The organism is Pseudomonas poae (assembly GCF_001439785.1).
Taxonomy (GTDB): domain Bacteria; phylum Pseudomonadota; class Gammaproteobacteria; order Pseudomonadales; family Pseudomonadaceae; genus Aquipseudomonas; species Aquipseudomonas poae.
This window is the reverse complement of sequence record NZ_JYLI01000031.1, coordinates 1-19,027: the sequence shown is the minus strand read 5'-3', so window position 1 is coordinate 19,027 and position 19,027 is coordinate 1. Positions and strand designations below refer to the sequence as shown.

Below are 19,027 nucleotides of genomic sequence, written 5' to 3'. Positions count from 1 at the left end.
GAGAAAAGAGACCTTCGGGTCTCTTTTTTTGCCCTGCAAACGCCCACATTTAACCCAGGCAGGCAGAGGGAATGTGTGACAATGCCCACCACTTTGAGCCAACACCGAATCAACATGACCGCTCCCACTACGCCCAAACCTCCGCGCAAGAAGCCCAAAACCGCCGCCACGGCCAAACCCGTCGCACCGCGCAAAGAGGCTACCCTGCACCCACGCAACCGCCACACGGGCCGTTACGACTTCCCGGCGCTGATCAAGACCACGCCGGAACTGGCGCAATTCGTGATCATCAATCCCTATGGCAAGGAAAGCATCGACTTCGCCAGCCCCGATGCGGTGCGCGTCTTCAACCGGGCGTTGCTCAAGTCGTTCTATGGCATCCAGCATTGGGACATTCCGGCTGATTACCTGTGCCCACCGGTACCGGGACGCGCCGACTACGTGCACTTCCTCGCCGACCTGCTGGCCAGCGGCAATGACGGCAAGATCCCGCGTGGCTCGATCGTCAAGGTGCTGGATATCGGCATGGGCGCCAACTGCGTCTACCCGCTGATTGGCTACATGGAATACCGCTGGAATTTCCTCGGCTCCGAGGTCGACCCTACCGCCGTCGCCGCTGCCAAGGCCATCGTGCAGTCCAACGACCTGAGCAAGGTCATCCAGTTGCGCCTGCAACCCAACCCGAAGCAGATCCTGCTGGGTCTGCTGGAGCCGGGCGAGCGTTTTGACCTGACCCTGTGCAACCCGCCCTTCCATGCGTCCATGGATGAAGCCACCAAGGGCAGTGAGCGCAAATGGCGGGCCTTGGGCAAGGCCGATCCGAAGCGCAAGCTGCCGGTGCTGAACTTCGGCGGCCAGTCGGCCGAACTGTGGTGTGAGGGCGGCGAAGCGCGCTTCGTGACGCAGTTGATCGCCGAGAGCGCGCATTTTGCGCACAAGGTGCTGTGGTTCAGCACCCTGGTGTCAAAAGCCTCCAACCTGCCGGCCATCGAAACCGCCCTGAAAAAAGCCGGTGTGCTGGAAAGCCAGGTGGTGGAGATGTCCCAGGGGCAAAAGCAGAGCCGGTTCGTGGCCTGGACATTCCAGACCAAAAACGAGCAGCAGATCTGGCGCCAGCGCTGGGTGCGCTAGAACCAAATCGCAGGCAAGAAAAAACCGTGCCCGGATCGCTCCGGAGCACGGTTTTTTTTGCTGCGTCTTACTTGTTAACAGCGTCGGTCAGGCCTTTGGCCACAACCAGCTTGATAACTTTTTTGGCAGCGATTTCGATGGCAGCGCCAGTCGAAGGGTTACGGCCAGTACGGGCAGGACGCTCGGTCACTTTCAGTTTGCCAACGCCTGGCAGAGTGATTTCGCCGCCGTTTTCCAGCTGATCGGCAACAACCTGGCTCAGTTGGTCCAGCAGAGCGCGCACGGTGGTTTTCGGTGCGTCTACTGCTTCAGCCAGGTCAGCGATCAGTTGGTCTTTAGTAATAGCCATTGTGGTGTTCCTTCCCTATCAAATTCATATGGATTGCAGAGTGCAGTGTCAGCCATCGAGCCCGGCCATCTAGGCCTGGCACCCCTGGCTTATAACCGTCGGAGATCGGGGTTATAGATGCTCTAAACAGGGATTGGTTCGACCTGACAGATGCTGAATGCACGCTTAACGCCGAGACTTGGCGCAAGACCGGGCAAAACTAGCACAGCGACGGGGAAATATCCGCCTCTACCTACCCATTTGGTCAGCTTTATCGCTCTAAACCGTGAAAAAAAGGCATATGGCCTGTAAGCGGGCGTGCAAAACAGCTTCCAGGCGCGCCCCGGCCAATGGGTGCGGTACACTGGACGACTTTTTGGGGAGGCCCACCGCTCCCCCTCAACCAGCCGAGAAGCCTATGCCGATCCGTCATTGCATCGTCCACCTGATCGACAAAAAACCCGACGGCACACCTGCAGTTCTTCATGCGCGCGACTCGGAGCTGTCCGAATCGGCCGCCATCGAGAACATGCTGGCCGACCTCAACGAGAGCTACAACGCCAAACAAGGCAAGGCCTGGGGGTTTTTCCATGCCGAGTCCGGCGCGCACCCGTTCAGCGGCTGGTTGAAAGAGTATTTCGACGGTGGCCAGGACTTCACCACCTTCAGCCGCACAGCGGTCGAGCACCTGCAAAAGCTGATGGAGGAGTCCAACCTCTCTACCGGCGGCCACGTGCTGTTTGCCCATTATCAGCAAGGCATGACCGACTACCTGGCGATCGCCCTGCTGCACCACAGTGAAGGCGTGGCGGTGACCGACGAGCTGGACGTGACCCCGTCGCGCCATCTGGACCTTGGCCAGTTGCACTTGGCGGCGCGGATCAACGTGTCCGAGTGGCAGAACAACAAGCAGTCCAAGCAGTACATCTCGTTTATCAAGGGCAAGAACGGCAAGAAGGTTTCGGAGTATTTCCGCGACTTTATCGGCTGCCAGGAAGGCGTCGACGGCCCCGGCGAAACCCGCACGCTGCTCAAGGCGTTCAGCGACTTCGTGGAGAGCGAAGACCTGCCGGACGAGTCCGCCCGCGAAAAGACCAAAACCCTGGTGGACTACGCCAGCAGCCAGGCCAAGCTCGGCGAGCCCATGGGCCTGGAGGAACTGTCGGGCCTGATCGACGAGGATCGGCCCAAGGCGTTCTACGACCACATCCGCAACAAGGACTACGGCCTGTCGCCGGAAATTCCGGCCGATAAGCGCACCCTCAACCAGTTCCGCCGCTTTACCGGCCGCGCCGAAGGCCTCTCGATCAGCTTTGAAGCGCACCTGCTGGGCGACAAGATCGAGTACGACGAAGCCGCAGGCACGCTGATCATCAGAGGCCTGCCGACCCAACTGACCGACCAGCTCAAGCGCCGCAACTGATGCTCGGCGGGGTCTTTAAAAAAGTCCTGCTGGTGTTGCTGGTCGTGGTGGTGATCCAGAACTGGGGCAAGATCGAGCGGGTGTTCAACCCGTCCCAGGTGGTGCCTGAGCAGGTGCGCACGTCGGCACGCGTGGTGCTTTATGCGACCCAATGGTGTGGCTACTGCAAGCAGATCCGCCGCTTCCTGGACAAGAAAGGCATTCCATACCAGGCCTTCGATATAGAGAAAGACGCCAAGGCCCGCGCAGCGTACGAAACGCTGGGCGGCGGCGGAATTCCGTTTGTGGACGTGAACGGGACATTGATCCGGGATTACAACCCTGACGCGATCATCGCGGCACTGAAATAATCAGCGCACCACGATCACCCGGCCCAGCAGGCTGTGTTGCTCAAACCCCAGCACGGCCTGCAAAGCCGTCAGCACGGCCGCCGGGTCCTTGCTTGGAAAGCTGCCGCTCACGCGCCTGGCGCCCATCTTCTCGTTGAGCAGCAGGATGCGCCCGGGGTAATAGCGGCCCAGGTCGTTGATCACATCGGCCAATGGCGCCTGGTAGTAGTTAAGCCAACCCTCGCGCCAGGCCAGGCGTGATTCGCTGTCGACCGCGTGCAAGGGTTCGGTCCGGCCATCGGCATAAGCCACTTGCTGGCCGGCCGTCAGGATCTGCTGCGGGCCCTGCTTCGACGCGGTGACACCGACCCGCCCGGACAACACCGTCACCTCGGCCCCCGCCGGTTGCAGACGCACTTCAAACTGCGTGCCCAGCACCCGCGCCTCTCCACTGCCCGCCTCGACCACAAAGGGCTCGCCGGTGTGGTTCACGTTGAAAAAGCCGGCACCGCGACGCAGCCGGATATGCCGTTCACCGTGACTGAAATCCACGGCAATCGCGCTGTCCGCATCCAGGACGACGCTGGATTGGTCAGCGAGCGTAAAGGTCTTCACCTCCCCTGGCGCGGTCACGTAATCGGCGCCCAGGTCATCGACCCAACGCGAGGGCTGCCAGCCGGCGCCCATCGATACCATCACCAGCAGACACGCGGCGATCGCCAGGGCGCCGAACCCGCGCGCCACTCGCGAGCGCTTCGTGGTGGTCATCGCGTTCAAATAGCCCTGCAACGCAAACGCCTCTTCATCTGCGAGGGTTCGCGCAGGCCCTTCGCTCAATTCCCACAAAACCTGAGCCTGGGCGTAGGCCTCGGCATGGGCAGGGTCGGCCCGCAGCCAGTGGCTGAACCTGAACTGGTCGCTACTGCCGGGCTGATCGTGCAGCAGGCTCAGCCAGACGAGCGCGGCCTGTTGCTGAGCGGGGGTGGGTTGAGCGTTCACGGTGCTTTCCCTGGCGTGCGTGGAGGCGGTGGCTCGCGAAGGCTGGCCTTGCAGGCTTCGAGGGCGCGCATCATATGTTTTTCCACGGCACTTTGGGACAGCCCCATGGCCTTGGCGATCTGTGCGTACTTGCGCCCGTGGATGCGGTTGAGCAGGAAGATCTGCCGGGTGCGCTCGGGCAGGCTGCGCAGGGCGGCTTCAACATGGCGCAGGTCATTGCCCGCTTCCAGCGCAGCCTGGGGCTCGGAGCCCTGATTGTCCTGTTGCTTGGGCAGCCAGCCCTCGCTGCTGCGCGAGCGGGCGCCTTCGCTGCGCAGGTGGTCGATGGCGATATTGCCAGCGCAACGCAGCAGGTAGGTGCTGAGTTCTTCGACCTGCACCAACGGCCGGCGCCAGAAGCGCAGGAACAAATCCTGCACCAGGTCGGCCGCTGTCGCACGGCAACCGACGCGCCGGCTCACCAGGGCTTCCATCTGCGAGCGCTGGGACAAAAACACCTGCAGAAAATGCGCACGCCCGCACGCCGCATCAGTAGGCGGGCGCTCTTCGGAATCTGGTGGCGTGCTGATCATCATGGCGGCTCAGAGGGTCACAAACGCCGCAACGGGGCTGGCCAACAACCCGGCACCCGCCAGGCTCAAGGCCAGCCTTGGCAGGTACGGCAACAGCAGCACCAGCAGCAGCGCGCTGAGCATCAGCACCGCGCACCACTCGACCAGGCCCTGGCTCCAGCCGGCCACGGCGACGGCTGGCCAGATCGAGCCGAGCAACAGCAGCCAGCCGCTCGCACGCCAGCCGAGGCGGCGCTGTGGCGATGGCTTGCTGCGTAGCAACTCGCCGTGGTGCCGATCGGTGGACAGGCACAGCGCGGTGAATCCGGCATAGCACAACAGCAGCGCAAGCAGCATGTCAGCGGGCCTCCCGCGTAAGGTTCAGCCCGAGGGCGCGTTCGGCCGTGGGCTGCGGCGCCATGCGGCACCGCATCTTCCACGCAGCCCAGGCCAGGAAGACCCCGCTGCCCAGGCAGGTGAGGTCGAAACCGGCCATGGCCCAGTCGCCCCTGGCCAGTGACACGCCCAAGTGTTGTTCGGTGGTGATGGCATTCAACAGAGGCACGGCCCCAAGCAACAGCGCCGCGCAGCTCAGTTGCTCGATCCAGCCCCAGCGTCCGCGGCGCAGCGCGGCATGCAACAGGCTCAAGCCCCAGGCAATAAAGAACGCCTGCACCTCCCAGTCGGAACGCTCGGCGAAGCTCGCCGGCAGCAGGCGGTTGGCCCAGAAAAACGCGCCGATGGCGATCAACAGCCCGGACATGCTGGCGATGTTCAGCGTCTCCACCAGGCGCAATTCATATGGCATGACGCCGGTTCTGGCATGTTTGAGCTGGCGCTTGCCCAGCCACATCACCAGCCCGGTGCCGATCATCGCCGTGCCGGCCAGGCCACAGATGAAGTAAAGCCAGCGCAGCACCGGCGTGGCGAAATGGCCCATGTGCAGGCCGTAGAACGTGCCGCCGATCAGCGCCGGCAACGATTGCCCGCCACCCACTCGCAGCAATTCCCCTGTGGCACCGTTGAACGAGACCATGCTGCCAAAATCCTGCGCCACGCGATCGGAGCCCGCGCGGAATATATTCACCGACGCGTTCACATCGCCCGGGTTGTTCACCGCCAGCCGTCCGACCTGCCCGCCCGCCCATTGCGCACGTGCCTGCGTGTACATCGGCACCAGCGACTGCAACGGCGCCGGCTGACCGAGGGCCGGTGCGTTGTCGGTGGCGGGGAACATCTCGCTGAAGAAAGCGCGGGTGTCAGCGCCGTAGGACGCCATGATGGGCGCCGGCATGACCATGCTCATGAAAATCACCAGGCTGCTGTAGGTGATCATCAAGTGGAACGGCAGCACCAGCACCCCCACTGCGTTGTGCCCGTCGAGCCAGGAACGCTGGCCCTTGCGCGGGCGGAAGGTGAAGAAGTCCTTGAAGATTTTCTTGTGGGTGACGATGCCGGTGATCAGCGCCACGAACATCACCATGGCCGCAAGCGTCGACAGCCAGCGGCCCCACGGATGGGGCATTTGCAGCTGGAAATGGAAGCGATAGAAGAACTCGCCGCCCTTGCTGTCACGGGCCAGCACGGCTTCGCCGCTGACCGGGTCAACGACTTTCTGGACAAAATTACCGCGCTTGCCGGGGTCGAGCTTGTCTTGCCACATCACCGACAGGCCGGGATCGCGGCTGTTGGGCAACGTGATGAACCAGCGCGCGGCGTCGGGCGCGTGCTGCTGCAGATAGGCTTGGGCAACGGCGAGGCTGCGCGCGTCGTCCAGCGGATGCGCCTGCACTTCGGGCTGCATCCAGTGGGTGATCTCGTCCTTGAAATAGGCCAGGGTACCGGTCAGAAAAATCGCAAACAGCAGCCAGCCAAAGATCAGTCCGACCCAGGTGTGCAACCAGGCCATGGCCTGACGAAAGCCCTCTTTCATGTGCGCGCCATCCACAAACCCACGCCCGCCAGGGTGGCAAACGCGGCAGTCGGCAGCATCACGCCAAACCAGGCCCGCCAGGCGGTGCGGCAGGCGAAGCACCAGAGCACCGCGAGCAGGTAGAACACGAATGAGCTCATCATGCCGGTCACCACCGCATCTGCGCGAGAGGTGGGCAGCCACAGCGCCATGCACACCGCGGCCAGGGACGCGATCAGGTAACCGCCGAAAACAGCCGCCAGCGCGCGCGAGGTGACGGCGAGGCGGTAGGACACGGGCAGTGTGGTTTTGCTTTTCATTGCGGCGGCGCCAGATTATTCAGCTGGCGATATTAATGATAAATATTCTCATAAGCAAAACCGAACGGATGAATCACCTGCCCTGCCGCATTGCCGAACCCGCTTGCGCACCCTACAATGCGAACAATTCTTGTTCTCTAAAGCTTGCTCATGCTTGCGGAGTGTTTGCGTTGAGCCCGTCCACCACCGTCGAAGTCTTGTATCAGGACCATCACCACTGGCTCAACGGCTGGTTGCGACGCAAGCTCGGCTGCGCGGAAAGTGCCGCAGACCTGGCGCAGGACACCTTCATGCGCGTGCTCACCGCGCCGCCAACACCCGCACTGATCGAGCCTCGCGCGTTCCTCACTACCGTCGCCAAGCGCGTACTGTTCAACTTCTACCGCCGCCAGGACCTGGAGCGCGCCTATCTCGACGCCCTCGCGCAGATGCCGGAACAGGTCGCGCCATCGGAAGAAGAACGCGCGATCATCCTGCAAACCCTGCTGGAACTTGACCAGTTGCTGGACGGCCTGCCCACCGCCGTGAAACGGGCGTTCCTGCTGGCCCAGCTCGATGGCCTGACCTACGCGCAGATCGGTGCCGAACTGGGCATCTCCCTCGCCACCGTCAAGCGCCACCTGAACAAGGCGGCCATGCGCTGCTACTTCGCCCTATGAATTTCTCGACCCAGGTGGCCGAACAAGCCGTGCACTGGCTGATGGAAATGCAGCAAGGCGCGCTCAACCCGCGTCAGCAGGCCGCCTGGCAACAGTGGCTGAATGCCCACAGCGAACACCAGCGCGCCTGGGACCACATCCAGCGCGTCAACCAGCGTCTGCGCGGCATGCCTTCGCCCCTGGCCCATGCCGCGTTGAATGCGCCCGCCTCCAGCAGCCGACGCCAGGCACTCAAGTTACTGTTGATCCTCGGCGCCGGCTCGGCTGCGGCCTGGGGCCTGCGCCAGCAACATGTGTTGCCGCCGCTGAGCGCCGATTACCGAAGCCCCGTGGGTCAGCGCCGCACGGTGCAGCTGGCGGACGGCAGTCAGCTCAAACTCAACACCGGCAGTGCGGTGGATGTGCATTTCGATGGCCGGCAGCGCCTGATACGCCTGCTTGAAGGGGAAATCCTGCTGACCGCCCGCGCCGGCGACACACCGCTGCGCGTACTGACCGGCCAGGGCCTGTTGAGCAGCCAGGCAGCCCGCCTGAATGTGCGCCAGTTCAATGACCATACGCAATTGGCGGTCTTCGACGGCCATGCCGAGGTGATGCCCAACCGCTACAGCGGCCTGCCATTGACGGTGGACGCTACGCGTCAGGTCAATTTCACCCGCAAGGGTTGGGACACGTCACGGCCCACCGACGCCAACAGCGGTGCCTGGGCCGACGGCATGCTGATGGCCGCGCACATGCGCCTGGAGGATTTCCTCGGTGAGTTGAGCCGCTATCGACGCGGCCAGCTCAATTGCGACCCGCAGGTGGCCAATTTGCTGATCTCCGGCAGTTACCCGCTGGACGACAGCGAGCGCATTCTCGACCTGCTGGAAGTCAGCCTGCCAGTGAAAATTCGGCGGTTCACCCGCTATTGGGTCACCGTGCAGGCGCGCGCCTGAACACTATTTTCTTACCGAGTGAGCCGTTTTCCATACCTCGCGTGACAGAGAAGGAAAGCCCCCTTGATCCGCCTTCTCAGGACCGCGTCCCATGCCCCAGCAACCCACCCTGCTCGCCCGCACCCTGCGCCACTTGTTACTGGGCGCCAGTCTCAGTTTCACCCTGCTGCCACCGCTGATGGCGGCCGACGCCAAGCCCTTTCACATTGCCCCAAGCTCGCTGGAAACAGCGCTGAACCAATTTGGCCGTGAAGCCGGCGTGCTGATTTCCTTCGGTTCCGAGGTGACGGCCGGCATGCAGAGCCGTGGTTTGACGGGCAATTACAGCGCCGCCGAAGGCCTGCGCAAACTGCTGGAAGGCACCGGCCTGCAAGCCCGCGCGGAAGGCAACAACGCCTTCAGTCTGCAACCGGCACAAGCGCCGGCCACGCTGGAGCTGGCCACGTCCAGCGTGGTCGGCGACTGGCTCGGCGATGCCGCGCAGACCAACGTATTCGAACACCCCGGCGCCCGCGATGTGATCCGCCGCGAGGAATTCGAACGCCAGGGCGCCACCCAGGCCAAGGACGTGCTCAACCGCATCCCCGGCGTCAACGCCCCGGACAACAACGGCACCGGCAGCCATGACATGGCGCTGAACTTCGGCATTCGCGGCCTCAATCCGCGCCTGGCGTCGCGCTCCACCGTGCTGATGGACGGCATTCCGGTGCCGTTCGCACCCTATGGCCAGCCGCAGCTGTCGTTCGCGCCCATCAGCATGGGCAACATGGACGCTGTCGACGTGGTGCGCGGCGGCGGTGCGGTGCGTTACGGGCCGCAGAACGTGGGCGGCGTGGTCAACTTCGTGACCCGCGCAATTCCCGATGCGCCCACCGTCAAGGGCGGCCTGCAGACCGAAACCAGCCCATCTTCCAGCCACGACGGCTTCAAGACCACCGGCAACCTGCTCGCCGGCGGCACCGCTGACAACGGCCTGGGCGGCGCCCTGCTGTACTCCGGCACCCGTGGCGGCGACTGGCGCGAAAACAGCGACACGCGCATCGACGACTTGATCCTCAAGGGCAAATACCAACTGGACGACGCCAACAGCTTCAACGCCATGGCGCAGTACTACGAAGGCCAGGCCGACATGCCCGGCGGTTTGAACGTGGCCGACTACAAGGCCGATCCGTACCAATCCACCCGCGCCTACGACAAATTCTGGGGCCGCCGCACGATGTTCAACGTCGGCTACCGCTACGAGCAGGACCGCCGCGAATTCACGGTCAACAGTTTCTTCACCAAGACCCTGCGCAGCGGTTACCTGGACCAGGGTAGCTTCCTTTCGCTGTCGCCACGCGAATACTGGGTACGCGGCATCGAGACCCGCTTCGCCCAGGGCTTCGACCTCGGCCCCACCAGCCATGAAGTGGGCGTGGGCTACCGCTATATCAACGAAGCCGGTCACGAACTGCGCTACCGCACACCGATCTCGGCCAATAACCAGCAGATACCCACCACCAACAGTCGCAACGACCGCGACACCCGTGGCGGCACCGAAGCCAATGCGTTCTTTATCGATGACCGCATCGATATCGGCAAATGGACCATCACCCCCGGCATTCGCTACGAGATGATCGAGTCGCAGCAGACCAACAACCTCAGCAACGTCAAGTACAAGGGCGACTACAACACAGCGCTGCCGGCGCTGAACGTGCTCTATCACCTCACCGATGAGTGGAACCTCTACGCCAACACCGAAGGTTCGTTCGGCAGCGTGCAATACAGCCAGATGCCCAACCGCGTGAGCAGCGGCGAAGTGAAACCGGAGAAGGCCCGCACCTGGGAGCTGGGTACGCGCTATGACAACGGTAACCTGCGCGCGGAAATCGGCGCATTCCTGATCAACTTCGACAATCAGTACGAAAGCAACCAGACCAACGACTCGGTGATCGCGCGCGGCGAGACGCGTCATCAGGGCATCGAGTCGAGCGTCAACTACGCCCTCGATGGCCTGAGCCCGGCGCTGGCTGGGTTTGATGTGTACGCCAGCTACGCCTACGTCGACGCCATCATTCGTGAAGACGGCCCGAACAAGGGCAACCGCGTGCCCTTCTCGTCCAAACACAAAGGCACCCTGGGCGTGGGCTACACCGAAGGCCACTGGAAACTTAATCTGGACAGCAGCTACCAGAGCAGCCAGTTCGCCGACAACGCCAATACCCGCGCCGAAAGCGCCGACGGTGCCAACGGGCGCATCCCCGGCTACATGCTGTTCAGCAGCCGCGCGGCCTACGATTTCGGCCCGCAACTGTCGGATTTGAACGTCGCGGTGGGCGTGAAGAACCTCTTCAACAAGCAGTACTACACCCGCTCCTTTGACGATAACAACAAAGGCAAATACGTCGGCGAGCCACGCACGGTGTACGTGCAGACCTCTATTGCGTTCTGATCGACACTTGAACGAAAACGGGCCTGCATCTGCAGGCCCGTTTTACCAGGGGGGGGTGAAAAAACCGTCAGCTATTGATCGCGGCGTTTTCGTTTTCCAGGAATTCCTGTTCCAGCGCGTCTTCATTCACTTTATTGATCGGCTGGTTTTTCGTGGCAGCGCGGGGCTTGCCTTGCAGTTTGCCGAACAAGTGCTCCAGCGCGTGATCGAGCTTGGTGGCTGCACCGTCGATTGCCTGTTCCAGGGTATCGGCCTTGTGCAGGACCGACAGCGGCTGATGGCCTTTTGGCCGTGCTTCCAGGCGGCAACTTAAATCGTGGGGACCCGGCTTGTCGCCGTTCTCATCGCGCAGGTAAACCTCAACGCGGGTCAGGTCTTCTTCATAACGTTCGAGCGTGCTTTCGATGGTAGTACGTACCCACTCCTCCAGTCGGATGCTGCTTTCAATATGGTTATCGCTATTGACTTGGATTTGCATAGTTCTTCCCTTATTTCAGCTAGCTCGCCAGAGATCACAAACTGCAACACCGGGGTGGTGAAACCATGACCTCCTGCTTACACAATTGAGCACCCGCCGAAACAATTCAACCCCTTAACAAAGATAAATCCTACATTACAAATTTACCCTGACGACAAGCAGAAACGCTGTTAGGGTGGGGAGTTAGTTACATCTTCTTACGACCACATTTCCTCATGATTGCCCCTCGCCCGACGGGTGCAATGCGCGAAAAATCCCCGCCTCTTCCACCAGCCAGTCATGCACCGCCCGCACGCCCGGATGATTCAGCGCCCCCGGCGCGTACAGCAGCACGTAGCGTTTATGGTTGGGCACGGCCAAGCCGAATGGCACGATCAAGGTGCCGCGTTCCAGCTCATCGTTGAGCAAGGTGCGCCGCGCGATGGCCACACCCATGCCGGCGATGGCGGCCTCGATGGTCAGGTGGTTGCGATTGAAGGTGTGTCCCCGGCGTACATCGGCGTGGTGATAGCCGATTTCATTCAGGTAGAACTCCCACTCCGCGTACTCATAACTCCCACGCCAGGCGGTAATGTCGTGCAACAACGGAAAGTGCGCCAGGTCCGCCGGTCCGTGCAGCGGTGGGCGGCCACGCAACAGGCTGGGGGCGCACACCGGAAAAATCTGCTCATCCAGCAGGGCTGTGGATAACAGGCCAGGGTAGCTGCCGTCATTCAGGTCGATGGCCAGGTCGAAATCACCTTCGTGCAGGGCGACGCTGCTGTCTTCGGCGACCAGGCGCAGCTGGATGTCCGGAAAACGCTGTTGCAGCCTTGGCAGGCGTGGCGTTAGCCATTTGCCCAGAAACGACGGGATCGAGCGCAGCCGCAGGGTGCCGCTGATCATGCCCGCATCCAGCCGCTGCAGTTCGGCGTCGATGCTGCCGTACGCCTCCCCCACCGTGACCGCCAGCCGCTGCCCCTCGGCGCTGAGCTCAACACCACGGGCCCGGCGATGAAACAGACGAAAGCCCAGGCGCTCCTCCAATTGGCGGATTTGCTGACTGACCGCCCCCGGCGTGATGTGCAATTCCTCAGCGCAGCGGGTAAACGACAGGTGCCTCGCTGCGCAGGAAAACACGTGCAGCCACATGTAGGTCTGGCCATGAAGGGGACGCGGCATAGGGTTTAGTCCTGCTAAAGGGTGTCTTAGGATAATTCGTTGGTCAGCACCAATCCACAGGCTCAGTATCACGCCAATTGCGCTCGTCCCACAAAAGATGGCAGCGATTTCTGTTCCATTGCTTGTAAGGGTTTAGCATGGCTATCAGTGTTTTTGATCTATTCAAGGTGGGCATCGGCCCGTCCAGCTCCCATACCGTCGGCCCGATGCGAGCGGCGGCGACCTTTGCCCAGACGCTGATCGACCAGCAAGTGCTGGCTGCAACACGCCGCGTCGAAGTGCGCTTATACGGCTCGCTGTCCGCGACGGGTGTGGGTCATGCCACCGACCGCGCCTGTGTCATGGGCCTGATGGGCGAATGGCCGGATCAGATCGATCCCACCTCGATCAGCCCGCGTATCCAGCAATTGCGCGAGTCCGGCCGGCTGTTGCTGGCAGGCCGGCAGGAAATCGCCTTCGACTGGCACACCGACCTCCTGCTGCTGGACGAAAGCCTGCCCTACCACCCCAACGCCATGTCCCTGCACGCCTACGGTGACAACGGGTTGTTGAGCGAACAAACCTACTACTCAGTCGGCGGCGGCTTCATCATCGACGCGGTTGAAGCAGACTCGGGCATTGCACCGACCAGCAATGTTGAATTGCCCTACGACTTTTCCAGCGCCGTTGAACTGCTCACCTTGTGCAACAAACACGGCCTGCGGGTTTCCGAATTGATGATGGCCAACGAGCGCGCCTGGCGCAGTGACGAGCAGATCCGCAGCGGCCTGCTGCATATCTGGTCGGTGATGCGCGAGTGCGTGGAGCAGGGCCTGCGCGATGAGGGCATTCTGCCCGGCGGCCTGGACGTGCCGCGTCGCGCGGCAAAACTGCATCGCAGCCTGCTGGAGATCGGCAAGCCCAACGTCATTACCTCGACGTTATCGGCCATGGAATGGGTCAACCTGTTCGCCCTCGCCGTCAACGAAGAAAACGCCGCCGGCGGGCGCATGGTCACCGCGCCGACCAATGGCGCGGCGGGCATCATCCCCGCGGTGCTGCATTACTACATGAAGTTCAATCCCGATGCGTCTGACGATGATGTGGTGAATTTCTTCCTGGCTGCTGCCGCCGTCGGCATCCTGTGCAAGAAAAACGCCTCGATTTCCGGTGCCGAAGTCGGCTGCCAGGGCGAAGTCGGTTCGGCCTGCGCCATGGCCGCCGCAGGCCTGGCCGACATCCTCGGCGCCACGCCCGAGCAGTTGGAAAACGCCGCCGAAATCGGCCTGGAACACAACCTCGGCCTCACCTGCGACCCGGTCGGCGGCCTGGTGCAAGTGCCGTGCATCGAGCGCAATGCCATCGCGGCGGTCAAGGCCATCAACGCCACGCAAATGGCCTTGCGTGGTGATGGCAAGCACTTCATCTCACTGGACCGGGTGATCCGCACCATGCGCGACACCGGTGCCGACATGCACGACAAATACAAGGAAACCTCACGCGGCGGCCTGGCGGTCAACTGGGTGGAGTGCTGAGTGCGCTGCAAGCGACCGTTTTATCGGCGCTGCCCTGAAACAGGTCACCCCTCTCCACCCCATCACCGAATCCATGTGGGAAGGGGCTTGCTCCCGATAGCGGCGTGTCAGCCAAGTATCCATTGGCTGATAAACCGCTATCGGGAGCAAGCCCCCTCCCACAGTTGCATCTGCTTGTAACAGAGACCGTTGTACGGCACGCCCTTTGCTGTACAGCTATTGAGGAAAACGGACCTTGTGAACCCTCAGCGACGGAGTGACCGGTGGTCAGGCAATGCGAACCAATCCCGACACCGGTCGTCAATGACTGCATGTTCTTATCAGGCGGTAACGCACCATGGACAATCCTTTTCAGATCATCACCGACACCTTCAGCCCCCAATACCGCGTCAACCTGAGCATCCAACGGCTGGACGGCAGCATCATGCTCACCCTCTCCAATGAAGAAGGCGTGGTGGCCAAGCGCATGATCAGCGCCGAACAGCGCAACGATCCGCAAAGGCTCAAACGCCTGGTGCAGAGCATCCAGTTCGGCATCGCCATCGAGCAGGGCCACAGCGCCATGGATATCCTGACGGTGATGACCGATGGCGACAGCCACAAAATGCTGCAGCCACCGCCCCCTCGTAACCAGCCCTTCAGCGCCGGGCTCTAGAGTTCGCCCTTCTCGGTTTCCAGGCTCGCCTCGCCTTTGCGACGCGGGCCTTCGATTTTCACAGACGGGAAAGCCGACGAGGCATAGCGCACCACCAGAATCGCGAACGCCAACAACAGAATGCCGCCACACAGGTAGATGATGCCCAGGTCCGGCGGGTTGTGATGGGACACGTTCGAGATCAACAGACGCGTCAGCGCGGTGATCGCCACGTAGATCAGAAAGCGCACCGGCATGTGGTTGGTCTTGAAATAAATCCCGACCATCGCGCCCAGCTCCAGGTAGATGAACAACAGCAAGATGTCATCGATCTTGATGTGCCCGTTCTCCAGCATCCCCAGAAACTCCATCACCGCTGCCCACGCGGTCACCGCACCAATGGCGAACAGCGCCAGATAGTGGAAGGTTTCGACAAACAGATTGCCCAGGGACTCGGCCAGCCCGTGTACCTGCCGGCGCAGCCTTTCGGCCCAGTTGATTTTCACGATGGTGCTTCCTTAGGTCGACTCGACCGGATAATGCGGGATGGACATGACGGTTATTCTGAATGCAGAAAAAAGGCCAGTGCTGGGAAGTGAGAGGGCGGCGGGGTGCGACGGGGCACGTCTGGGAATTGGAAAAGTGAATATTACGCTCATCCGAGAAGCAGTCGCTCATGGATACCGTTGGCGGGCGTGTAAACCGAAAGGATCCTAGCCATCGGCCTGCTCTTCGTTGTCTGCGTGGGTACCAGAGGAAAAGGAAGTGTCCATTGAAGGCTCCATTGTCGATGAGGATGGAGTCTAGCCGCTGGCCCTTTTACTGTGGTGCTCCAAGCGATGAAGTGAGTAACAGAAAAAATCCAGGCTTGTGCGACCTTTTTTTTGGCCGCCCCACTAGCGTGCGAACAGTCTGTAAGAGGCATCAGGCTGGCGCGACTTGCTCCAATACCCGTAGTAGCAAAACCGCATTTCCCCACTACATTAAAAACCTGCTATCCAAACCGCTGCGTTTGGCTTATGCTTTTCGCTGTATATAAATACAGTAGTCGCAAAAGACATCTATCGTGAAGGCATGTGAGGTGGTGAATGGCCGTCGAAGTGGTATACCGCAGCAGCCGAGATCTGGAGCGTTTGTTCTTGATTTTGCGGACCGACCAACTGCCTAGATACTTAGTACCTCAGTAGCCTCAGACTCTCTCAACGTCTCTAGACCGAGAATCTGGCAAGGTTGAAATCAGTGAACGCCTACTGCGCAAGAGCTCTGGATGTACAGATTTTAAATTCCTTACGTGCCTAGATAAGACCTCCGCCGCGATCAAGATACGAAAGGCGAAGGAAACTTGGTAGGAAAAGGGTGACGCATCCAGTGGCTTGACCGGCTGGTTACGTTGCAAGATTATTTTGTGAGCCGAAACGGGGAAGCTTTCCCTTAATAACGCACCTGATGACGAGGCCAAAAAATGGCTGTTGAAACCCTGTATCGCAGTACCCGCGACGTGGAGACTACATTCGTGGACCGCAAGTTAGCTGACGCACATGACCAAATGCTCGAACTGGCAGAGTCATTGACTGATGTTTTGCTCAAAAACGTAGCCGGCTTAACGGAAAAACAGGCCGAAGATGCCAGTATCTTCATGGCAAAAAATCGATCGGTTTTTGCTTCGGCGTTTAAAAACAACTTAGCGGTTTTGGCAGAACTGACTCAGTTAAACAGTGAGGCTACCTGAATCGGTATTTATTGAGAGCTTCTCGATTGCTTCATATTTCTGACCTCACGCCGCTCGGATGGCTACTATGATTTGAGCCAATGACGGTCGATGGTCGCGCGACTGAGACCCAACCGACGGACCACTTCCATCTTCGCTAACCCCTCAGCCTGCAGCGCCTGGATGGCTGAACGATTTTCATCAGCCCGTTTCCCGCGGGCGCCGCGGATCGCATCGTGGTTGATGCTGCGGCTTAGCACACCATCATTGACCATACGGTTGAAATCATCCTCCTGCCGACATCGATAAGCCTTCAAATCAATATCAGCCAGTCGAGCCTCCACTGCAGTAAGCACTAGGCTTTGCGAGATGCCTAGGCACTGGCATAACGAATTCAATTTTAGTAGAGAAATCGCCTGACGCCCTTGCTCTACTTTGGCAAGGTTGTCTCGATTCAGCACCTGCGCACACCCTTCCCGATTGAGCCCTACCGCGACTCGAACCTCCCTTAGGACCTGCCCTAAAGCTTCCAAATAATCCATCTCTCTTCCGCACACTCACAAAAGAGAGAATAAAGCCACGCTTTGACGCCTTACATCGTGGGGGTATAAAATCCTATAATGATGCGCTCACTTGCAAATCTCATCGCGCCAGCATAGTTACCACAGTCCCGCAAACTTGCGTCGCGATCGAGAAAACATCCTGCCGATACCCATTGTTTTCCACTATGGGTAGACAAACGGCGCCGACGGAATTGGGAAGGGTTAGCAATTGATATACGTACTTGACCCTGCAGAACGGACCGTTTTCACGAGGACACACTGTGAGTTTGAGGGCATGGTTTTTCTCTTGACTATCACCTCTACCCAGACCGGGATGTGTGATCGCGCTGCGATGGTTAGTTGCGCGTATGAGCTTCAGTATTACATGACTGCCGCCTCCAACGTCGAGATCAGTCACGTCCAGATGCTGTGTCCACCAGCTATCACCCGCTCAGGGAAATGGAGCCTAGAAGATCTAGACCGAATCACTTGCTTCCAAGGTGTCGCAACTGAGGAAAGCGCAGTGGTATATCGCACCTCGCAGGGGGTCTACAAAATGGGAGAGCTAGACCTTCGCAAGAAAAAAACATCACGGGTCTGGTTCTCGAAAACGAGGCTAGAAAATCACTGTCCCACAACGTCAGAGCCAGAGCATAAGTCCACAGTTCACCAGATGTACGCTCCCCTATACCTGAAGCCAGCACCAATTCTTAGACCCAATAGTCAGTGAAGAAAATCAAATTCGCCTGACCTTACCGACGCAGTATTGAGGACACATCCTGTGCCTGATTTCGGATACGCCGCGAAGGCTCTGCTGAACGCTCCTAAGATTGTCGTCTTTACAGGAGCGGGAATCTCTGCTGAAAGTGGCATCCCTACATACGCCGATCCCCTGACTGGCACTTGGGCTCCATACGATCCGCGTAATTTGGAAACGGCCAAAGCCTTTCGTGAAAATCCTCAGTTGATATGGGGATGGTACCTATGGCGGCGCCAACAGGTCGCGAAAGCAGATCCCAATGCAGCACATCTCGCGGTGAGCCGACTAGCTAAAATGGCGCATAACGTTTCTGTGATCACTCAAAACATTGATGACTTGCATGAGCGAGCAGGATCAACGAATGTGCTGCATCTCCACGGGAGCCTTTCTACGCCAAAATGCTTTGCGTGCCATCGACCGGTAGAAATACCTCTACCTCAGATGACTTCCTTTATCGATAGCGAGGTCGAACCGCCACGGTGTGTCAGGTGTAACGGGAAATTACGCCCTGGCATAGTTTGGTACGGCGAGGACTTGCCTTCAGACGTTTGGAAGTCGGCAATCGCCTTGGTTAAGAGCTGCGACGTTCTAATTTCCGTGGGTACATCCGGGATTGTTACCCCAGCTGCTGACATTCCTAGGCTTGCCCTCTCGTCTGGCGCGATCGTGATACACGTCAACACGGAGTATGTCAGCCACGGCGGACAGAATGAGCTAATGCTCACGGGGAAAGCGACCGAGGTCCTCACCAAGCTATGGAGCCTGATAACGACCAAGGAGCAAGCACTGTGACCACTGTCTCCGAACGGACACGCAGCGTGATTGAAACGAACGGTTTCTTAGTGAGAATTTCTCAAGATAAATCTTTGCCCGACAACGTCCGTGAGCAAGCCAGGAAGTTGCTTCGCCACTACCCTACTCCAGAAGCTGTAAGACTGGCTGGACGATGCGAAGCCGTCAGGCAGGATGAAGTCTCGAAGCTTGCCTGCAGTCTTAAAGCCCTGCATCCAGCGCTTGCGACCTGGCCTCTTCTCGATCCTTTTTTTTGTGATTCAACGGTCCAAGATACTCCTGCGTCGTGACTGTAGTGGTCTAATGAAACCGGACACCCATTTAGGCGAGAATGCTCGCCAGATCGAGGTGTCAGATGACCAAACAACGCCGCTCCTTTACTCCTGAATTCAAACGCGAGGCTGCCGACCTCGTGCT

General features: G+C 60.0%; 22 protein-coding genes. 12 read left to right on the top strand and 10 right to left on the bottom strand.

Annotation, left to right across the window (positions count from 1 at the left end):
- Positions 1-114: 114 nt before the first annotated feature.
- Positions 115-1,131 (top strand): 23S rRNA (adenine(1618)-N(6))-methyltransferase RlmF, encoded by a 1,017-nt coding sequence (gene rlmF, locus TU75_RS25220; protein ID WP_032870637.1) that lies wholly within the window; start codon positions 115-117, stop codon positions 1,129-1,131.
- A 67-nt stretch (positions 1,132-1,198) separates the two neighbouring features.
- Here the strand turns inward: rlmF and TU75_RS25215 are convergent, their stop codons facing one another.
- Entirely contained in the window at positions 1,199-1,480 is a 282-nt protein-coding gene (locus TU75_RS25215) for an HU family DNA-binding protein (RefSeq protein WP_003188840.1), read from the bottom strand.
- 397 nt (positions 1,481-1,877) lie between these two features.
- Between TU75_RS25215 and yejK the strand changes: the two genes are divergently transcribed.
- Both yejK and TU75_RS25205 read left to right on the top strand, forming a co-directional pair.
- On the top strand, positions 1,878-2,882 hold the full coding sequence (gene yejK, locus TU75_RS25210) for a nucleoid-associated protein YejK (protein ID WP_060550484.1): 1,005 nt from the start codon (positions 1,878-1,880) through the stop codon (positions 2,880-2,882).
- Positions 2,882-3,232 carry a glutaredoxin family protein gene (locus TU75_RS25205; RefSeq protein WP_060550483.1) on the top strand — a complete coding sequence of 117 codons (351 nt, stop codon included), beginning with the start codon at positions 2,882-2,884 and terminating at the stop codon, positions 3,230-3,232. Before yejK ends, TU75_RS25205 begins: the two co-directional genes overlap by 1 nt.
- Here the strand turns inward: TU75_RS25205 and TU75_RS25200 are convergent, their stop codons facing one another.
- From TU75_RS25200 to TU75_RS25180, 5 genes are read right to left on the bottom strand one after another with little or no spacing between them, the layout of a single operon-like run.
- Positions 3,233-4,210, bottom strand: coding sequence for a FecR family protein (locus TU75_RS25200; RefSeq protein WP_060550482.1), 978 nt, complete (start codon positions 4,208-4,210; stop codon positions 3,233-3,235). It lies immediately after the preceding gene.
- Complete coding sequence (locus tag TU75_RS25195; RefSeq protein ID WP_060550481.1) at positions 4,207-4,785, bottom strand: RNA polymerase sigma factor; 579 nt, start codon at positions 4,783-4,785, stop codon at positions 4,207-4,209. Before TU75_RS25195 ends, TU75_RS25200 begins: the two co-directional genes overlap by 4 nt.
- 6 nt (positions 4,786-4,791) lie before the next feature.
- Positions 4,792-5,118 (bottom strand): DUF3325 domain-containing protein, encoded by a 327-nt coding sequence (locus tag TU75_RS25190; RefSeq protein WP_003234142.1) that lies wholly within the window; start codon positions 5,116-5,118, stop codon positions 4,792-4,794.
- Position 5,119: 1 nt separating this feature from the next.
- Positions 5,120-6,694 (bottom strand): PepSY-associated TM helix domain-containing protein, encoded by a 1,575-nt coding sequence (locus tag TU75_RS25185; RefSeq protein ID WP_060550480.1) that lies wholly within the window; start codon positions 6,692-6,694, stop codon positions 5,120-5,122.
- Positions 6,691-6,993 (bottom strand): DUF3649 domain-containing protein, encoded by a 303-nt coding sequence (locus TU75_RS25180; protein WP_003234148.1) that lies wholly within the window; start codon positions 6,991-6,993, stop codon positions 6,691-6,693. Before TU75_RS25180 ends, TU75_RS25185 begins: the two co-directional genes overlap by 4 nt.
- A gap of 170 nt (positions 6,994-7,163) precedes the next feature.
- Between TU75_RS25180 and TU75_RS25175 the strand changes: the two genes are divergently transcribed.
- The 3 genes from TU75_RS25175 to fecA all read left to right on the top strand — a co-directional run bounded on the left by TU75_RS25175 (position 7,164) and on the right by fecA (position 11,021).
- On the top strand, positions 7,164-7,652 hold the full coding sequence (locus tag TU75_RS25175; RefSeq protein ID WP_003234150.1) for a sigma-70 family RNA polymerase sigma factor: 489 nt from the start codon (positions 7,164-7,166) through the stop codon (positions 7,650-7,652).
- A complete protein-coding gene (locus tag TU75_RS25170) occupies positions 7,649-8,590 on the top strand; it encodes a FecR domain-containing protein (RefSeq protein ID WP_060550479.1) in 942 nt (313 codons plus the stop codon). Before TU75_RS25175 ends, TU75_RS25170 begins: the two co-directional genes overlap by 4 nt.
- 91 nt (positions 8,591-8,681) lie before the next feature.
- The gene (gene fecA / locus TU75_RS25165) at positions 8,682-11,021 is read left to right on the top strand and encodes a TonB-dependent Fe(3+) dicitrate receptor FecA (protein ID WP_060550478.1); all 2,340 of its coding nucleotides are present in this window, start codon (positions 8,682-8,684) and stop codon (positions 11,019-11,021) included.
- A gap of 67 nt (positions 11,022-11,088) precedes the next feature.
- On the opposite strand, the gene TU75_RS25160 is transcribed toward fecA, so the two are convergent.
- On the bottom strand, positions 11,089-11,499 hold the full coding sequence (locus tag TU75_RS25160) for an HPF/RaiA family ribosome-associated protein (RefSeq protein WP_003234155.1): 411 nt from the start codon (positions 11,497-11,499) through the stop codon (positions 11,089-11,091).
- Positions 11,500-11,712: 213 nt separating this feature from the next.
- Entirely contained in the window at positions 11,713-12,660 is a 948-nt protein-coding gene (locus tag TU75_RS25155) for a LysR substrate-binding domain-containing protein (RefSeq protein ID WP_003234157.1), read from the bottom strand.
- Between the two features lie 137 nt (positions 12,661-12,797).
- Here TU75_RS25155 and TU75_RS25150 point away from each other — a divergent pair, with 137 nt between their 5' ends.
- Together TU75_RS25150 and TU75_RS25145 are read left to right on the top strand one after the other, a co-directional pair.
- Positions 12,798-14,174 (top strand): L-serine ammonia-lyase, encoded by a 1,377-nt coding sequence (locus TU75_RS25150; protein ID WP_060550477.1) that lies wholly within the window; start codon positions 12,798-12,800, stop codon positions 14,172-14,174.
- Between the two features lie 337 nt (positions 14,175-14,511).
- The gene (locus TU75_RS25145) at positions 14,512-14,829 is read left to right on the top strand and encodes a DUF3509 domain-containing protein (RefSeq protein WP_015371291.1); all 318 of its coding nucleotides are present in this window, start codon (positions 14,512-14,514) and stop codon (positions 14,827-14,829) included.
- On the opposite strand, the gene TU75_RS25140 is transcribed toward TU75_RS25145, so the two are convergent.
- Positions 14,826-15,314, bottom strand: coding sequence for a phosphate-starvation-inducible protein PsiE (locus TU75_RS25140; RefSeq protein ID WP_060550476.1), 489 nt, complete (start codon positions 15,312-15,314; stop codon positions 14,826-14,828). The two genes, TU75_RS25145 and TU75_RS25140, sit on opposite strands and share 4 nt — an antisense overlap.
- A 956-nt stretch (positions 15,315-16,270) precedes the next feature.
- Between TU75_RS25140 and TU75_RS25135 the strand changes: the two genes are divergently transcribed.
- Positions 16,271-16,537: a YebG family protein gene (locus tag TU75_RS25135; protein ID WP_060550475.1), complete on the top strand. Its 267-nt coding sequence runs from the start codon at positions 16,271-16,273 to the stop codon at positions 16,535-16,537.
- Between the two features lie 65 nt (positions 16,538-16,602).
- Here the strand turns inward: TU75_RS25135 and TU75_RS25130 are convergent, their stop codons facing one another.
- Positions 16,603-17,058, bottom strand: a complete 456-nt coding sequence (locus tag TU75_RS25130) for a helix-turn-helix domain-containing protein (RefSeq protein WP_060550474.1) — start codon at positions 17,056-17,058, stop codon at positions 16,603-16,605.
- 295 nt (positions 17,059-17,353) lie between these two features.
- Between TU75_RS25130 and TU75_RS28385 the strand changes: the two genes are divergently transcribed.
- From TU75_RS28385 to TU75_RS27165, 3 genes are read left to right on the top strand one after another with little or no spacing between them, the layout of a single operon-like run.
- Entirely contained in the window at positions 17,354-17,788 is a 435-nt protein-coding gene (locus TU75_RS28385) for a hypothetical protein (RefSeq protein WP_082630572.1), read from the top strand.
- A gap of 51 nt (positions 17,789-17,839) precedes the next feature.
- Positions 17,840-18,610 (top strand): SIR2 family NAD-dependent protein deacylase, encoded by a 771-nt coding sequence (locus TU75_RS25125; RefSeq protein ID WP_060550473.1) that lies wholly within the window; start codon positions 17,840-17,842, stop codon positions 18,608-18,610.
- Positions 18,607-18,900, top strand: coding sequence for a BPSL0761 family protein (locus tag TU75_RS27165; RefSeq protein WP_082630570.1), 294 nt, complete (start codon positions 18,607-18,609; stop codon positions 18,898-18,900). The genes TU75_RS25125 and TU75_RS27165 overlap by 4 nt, the downstream gene beginning before the upstream one ends.
- Positions 18,901-19,027: the final 127 nt, after the last annotated feature.

Coding starts and splice junctions, on each gene's coding strand:
- fecA (WP_060550478.1), top strand. CDS start 8,682: ATGCCCCAGCAACCCACCCTGCTCGCCCGCACCCTGCGCCACTTGTTA.
- TU75_RS25180 (WP_003234148.1), bottom strand. CDS start 6,993: ATGAAAAGCAAAACCACACTGCCCGTGTCCTACCGCCTCGCCGTCACC.
- rlmF (WP_032870637.1), top strand. CDS start 115: ATGACCGCTCCCACTACGCCCAAACCTCCGCGCAAGAAGCCCAAAACC.
- TU75_RS25150 (WP_060550477.1), top strand. CDS start 12,798: ATGGCTATCAGTGTTTTTGATCTATTCAAGGTGGGCATCGGCCCGTCC.
- TU75_RS25160 (WP_003234155.1), bottom strand. CDS start 11,499: ATGCAAATCCAAGTCAATAGCGATAACCATATTGAAAGCAGCATCCGA.
- TU75_RS25145 (WP_015371291.1), top strand. CDS start 14,512: ATGGACAATCCTTTTCAGATCATCACCGACACCTTCAGCCCCCAATAC.
- TU75_RS25190 (WP_003234142.1), bottom strand. CDS start 5,118: ATGCTGCTTGCGCTGCTGTTGTGCTATGCCGGATTCACCGCGCTGTGC.
- TU75_RS25205 (WP_060550483.1), top strand. CDS start 2,882: ATGCTCGGCGGGGTCTTTAAAAAAGTCCTGCTGGTGTTGCTGGTCGTG.
- TU75_RS25195 (WP_060550481.1), bottom strand. CDS start 4,785: ATGATGATCAGCACGCCACCAGATTCCGAAGAGCGCCCGCCTACTGAT.
- TU75_RS28385 (WP_082630572.1), top strand. CDS start 17,354: ATGGTTTTTCTCTTGACTATCACCTCTACCCAGACCGGGATGTGTGAT.
- TU75_RS25185 (WP_060550480.1), bottom strand. CDS start 6,694: ATGAAAGAGGGCTTTCGTCAGGCCATGGCCTGGTTGCACACCTGGGTC.
- TU75_RS25170 (WP_060550479.1), top strand. CDS start 7,649: ATGAATTTCTCGACCCAGGTGGCCGAACAAGCCGTGCACTGGCTGATG.
- TU75_RS25130 (WP_060550474.1), bottom strand. CDS start 17,058: ATGGATTATTTGGAAGCTTTAGGGCAGGTCCTAAGGGAGGTTCGAGTC.
- TU75_RS25155 (WP_003234157.1), bottom strand. CDS start 12,660: ATGCCGCGTCCCCTTCATGGCCAGACCTACATGTGGCTGCACGTGTTT.
- yejK (WP_060550484.1), top strand. CDS start 1,878: ATGCCGATCCGTCATTGCATCGTCCACCTGATCGACAAAAAACCCGAC.
- TU75_RS25215 (WP_003188840.1), bottom strand. CDS start 1,480: ATGGCTATTACTAAAGACCAACTGATCGCTGACCTGGCTGAAGCAGTA.
- TU75_RS25135 (WP_060550475.1), top strand. CDS start 16,271: ATGGCTGTTGAAACCCTGTATCGCAGTACCCGCGACGTGGAGACTACA.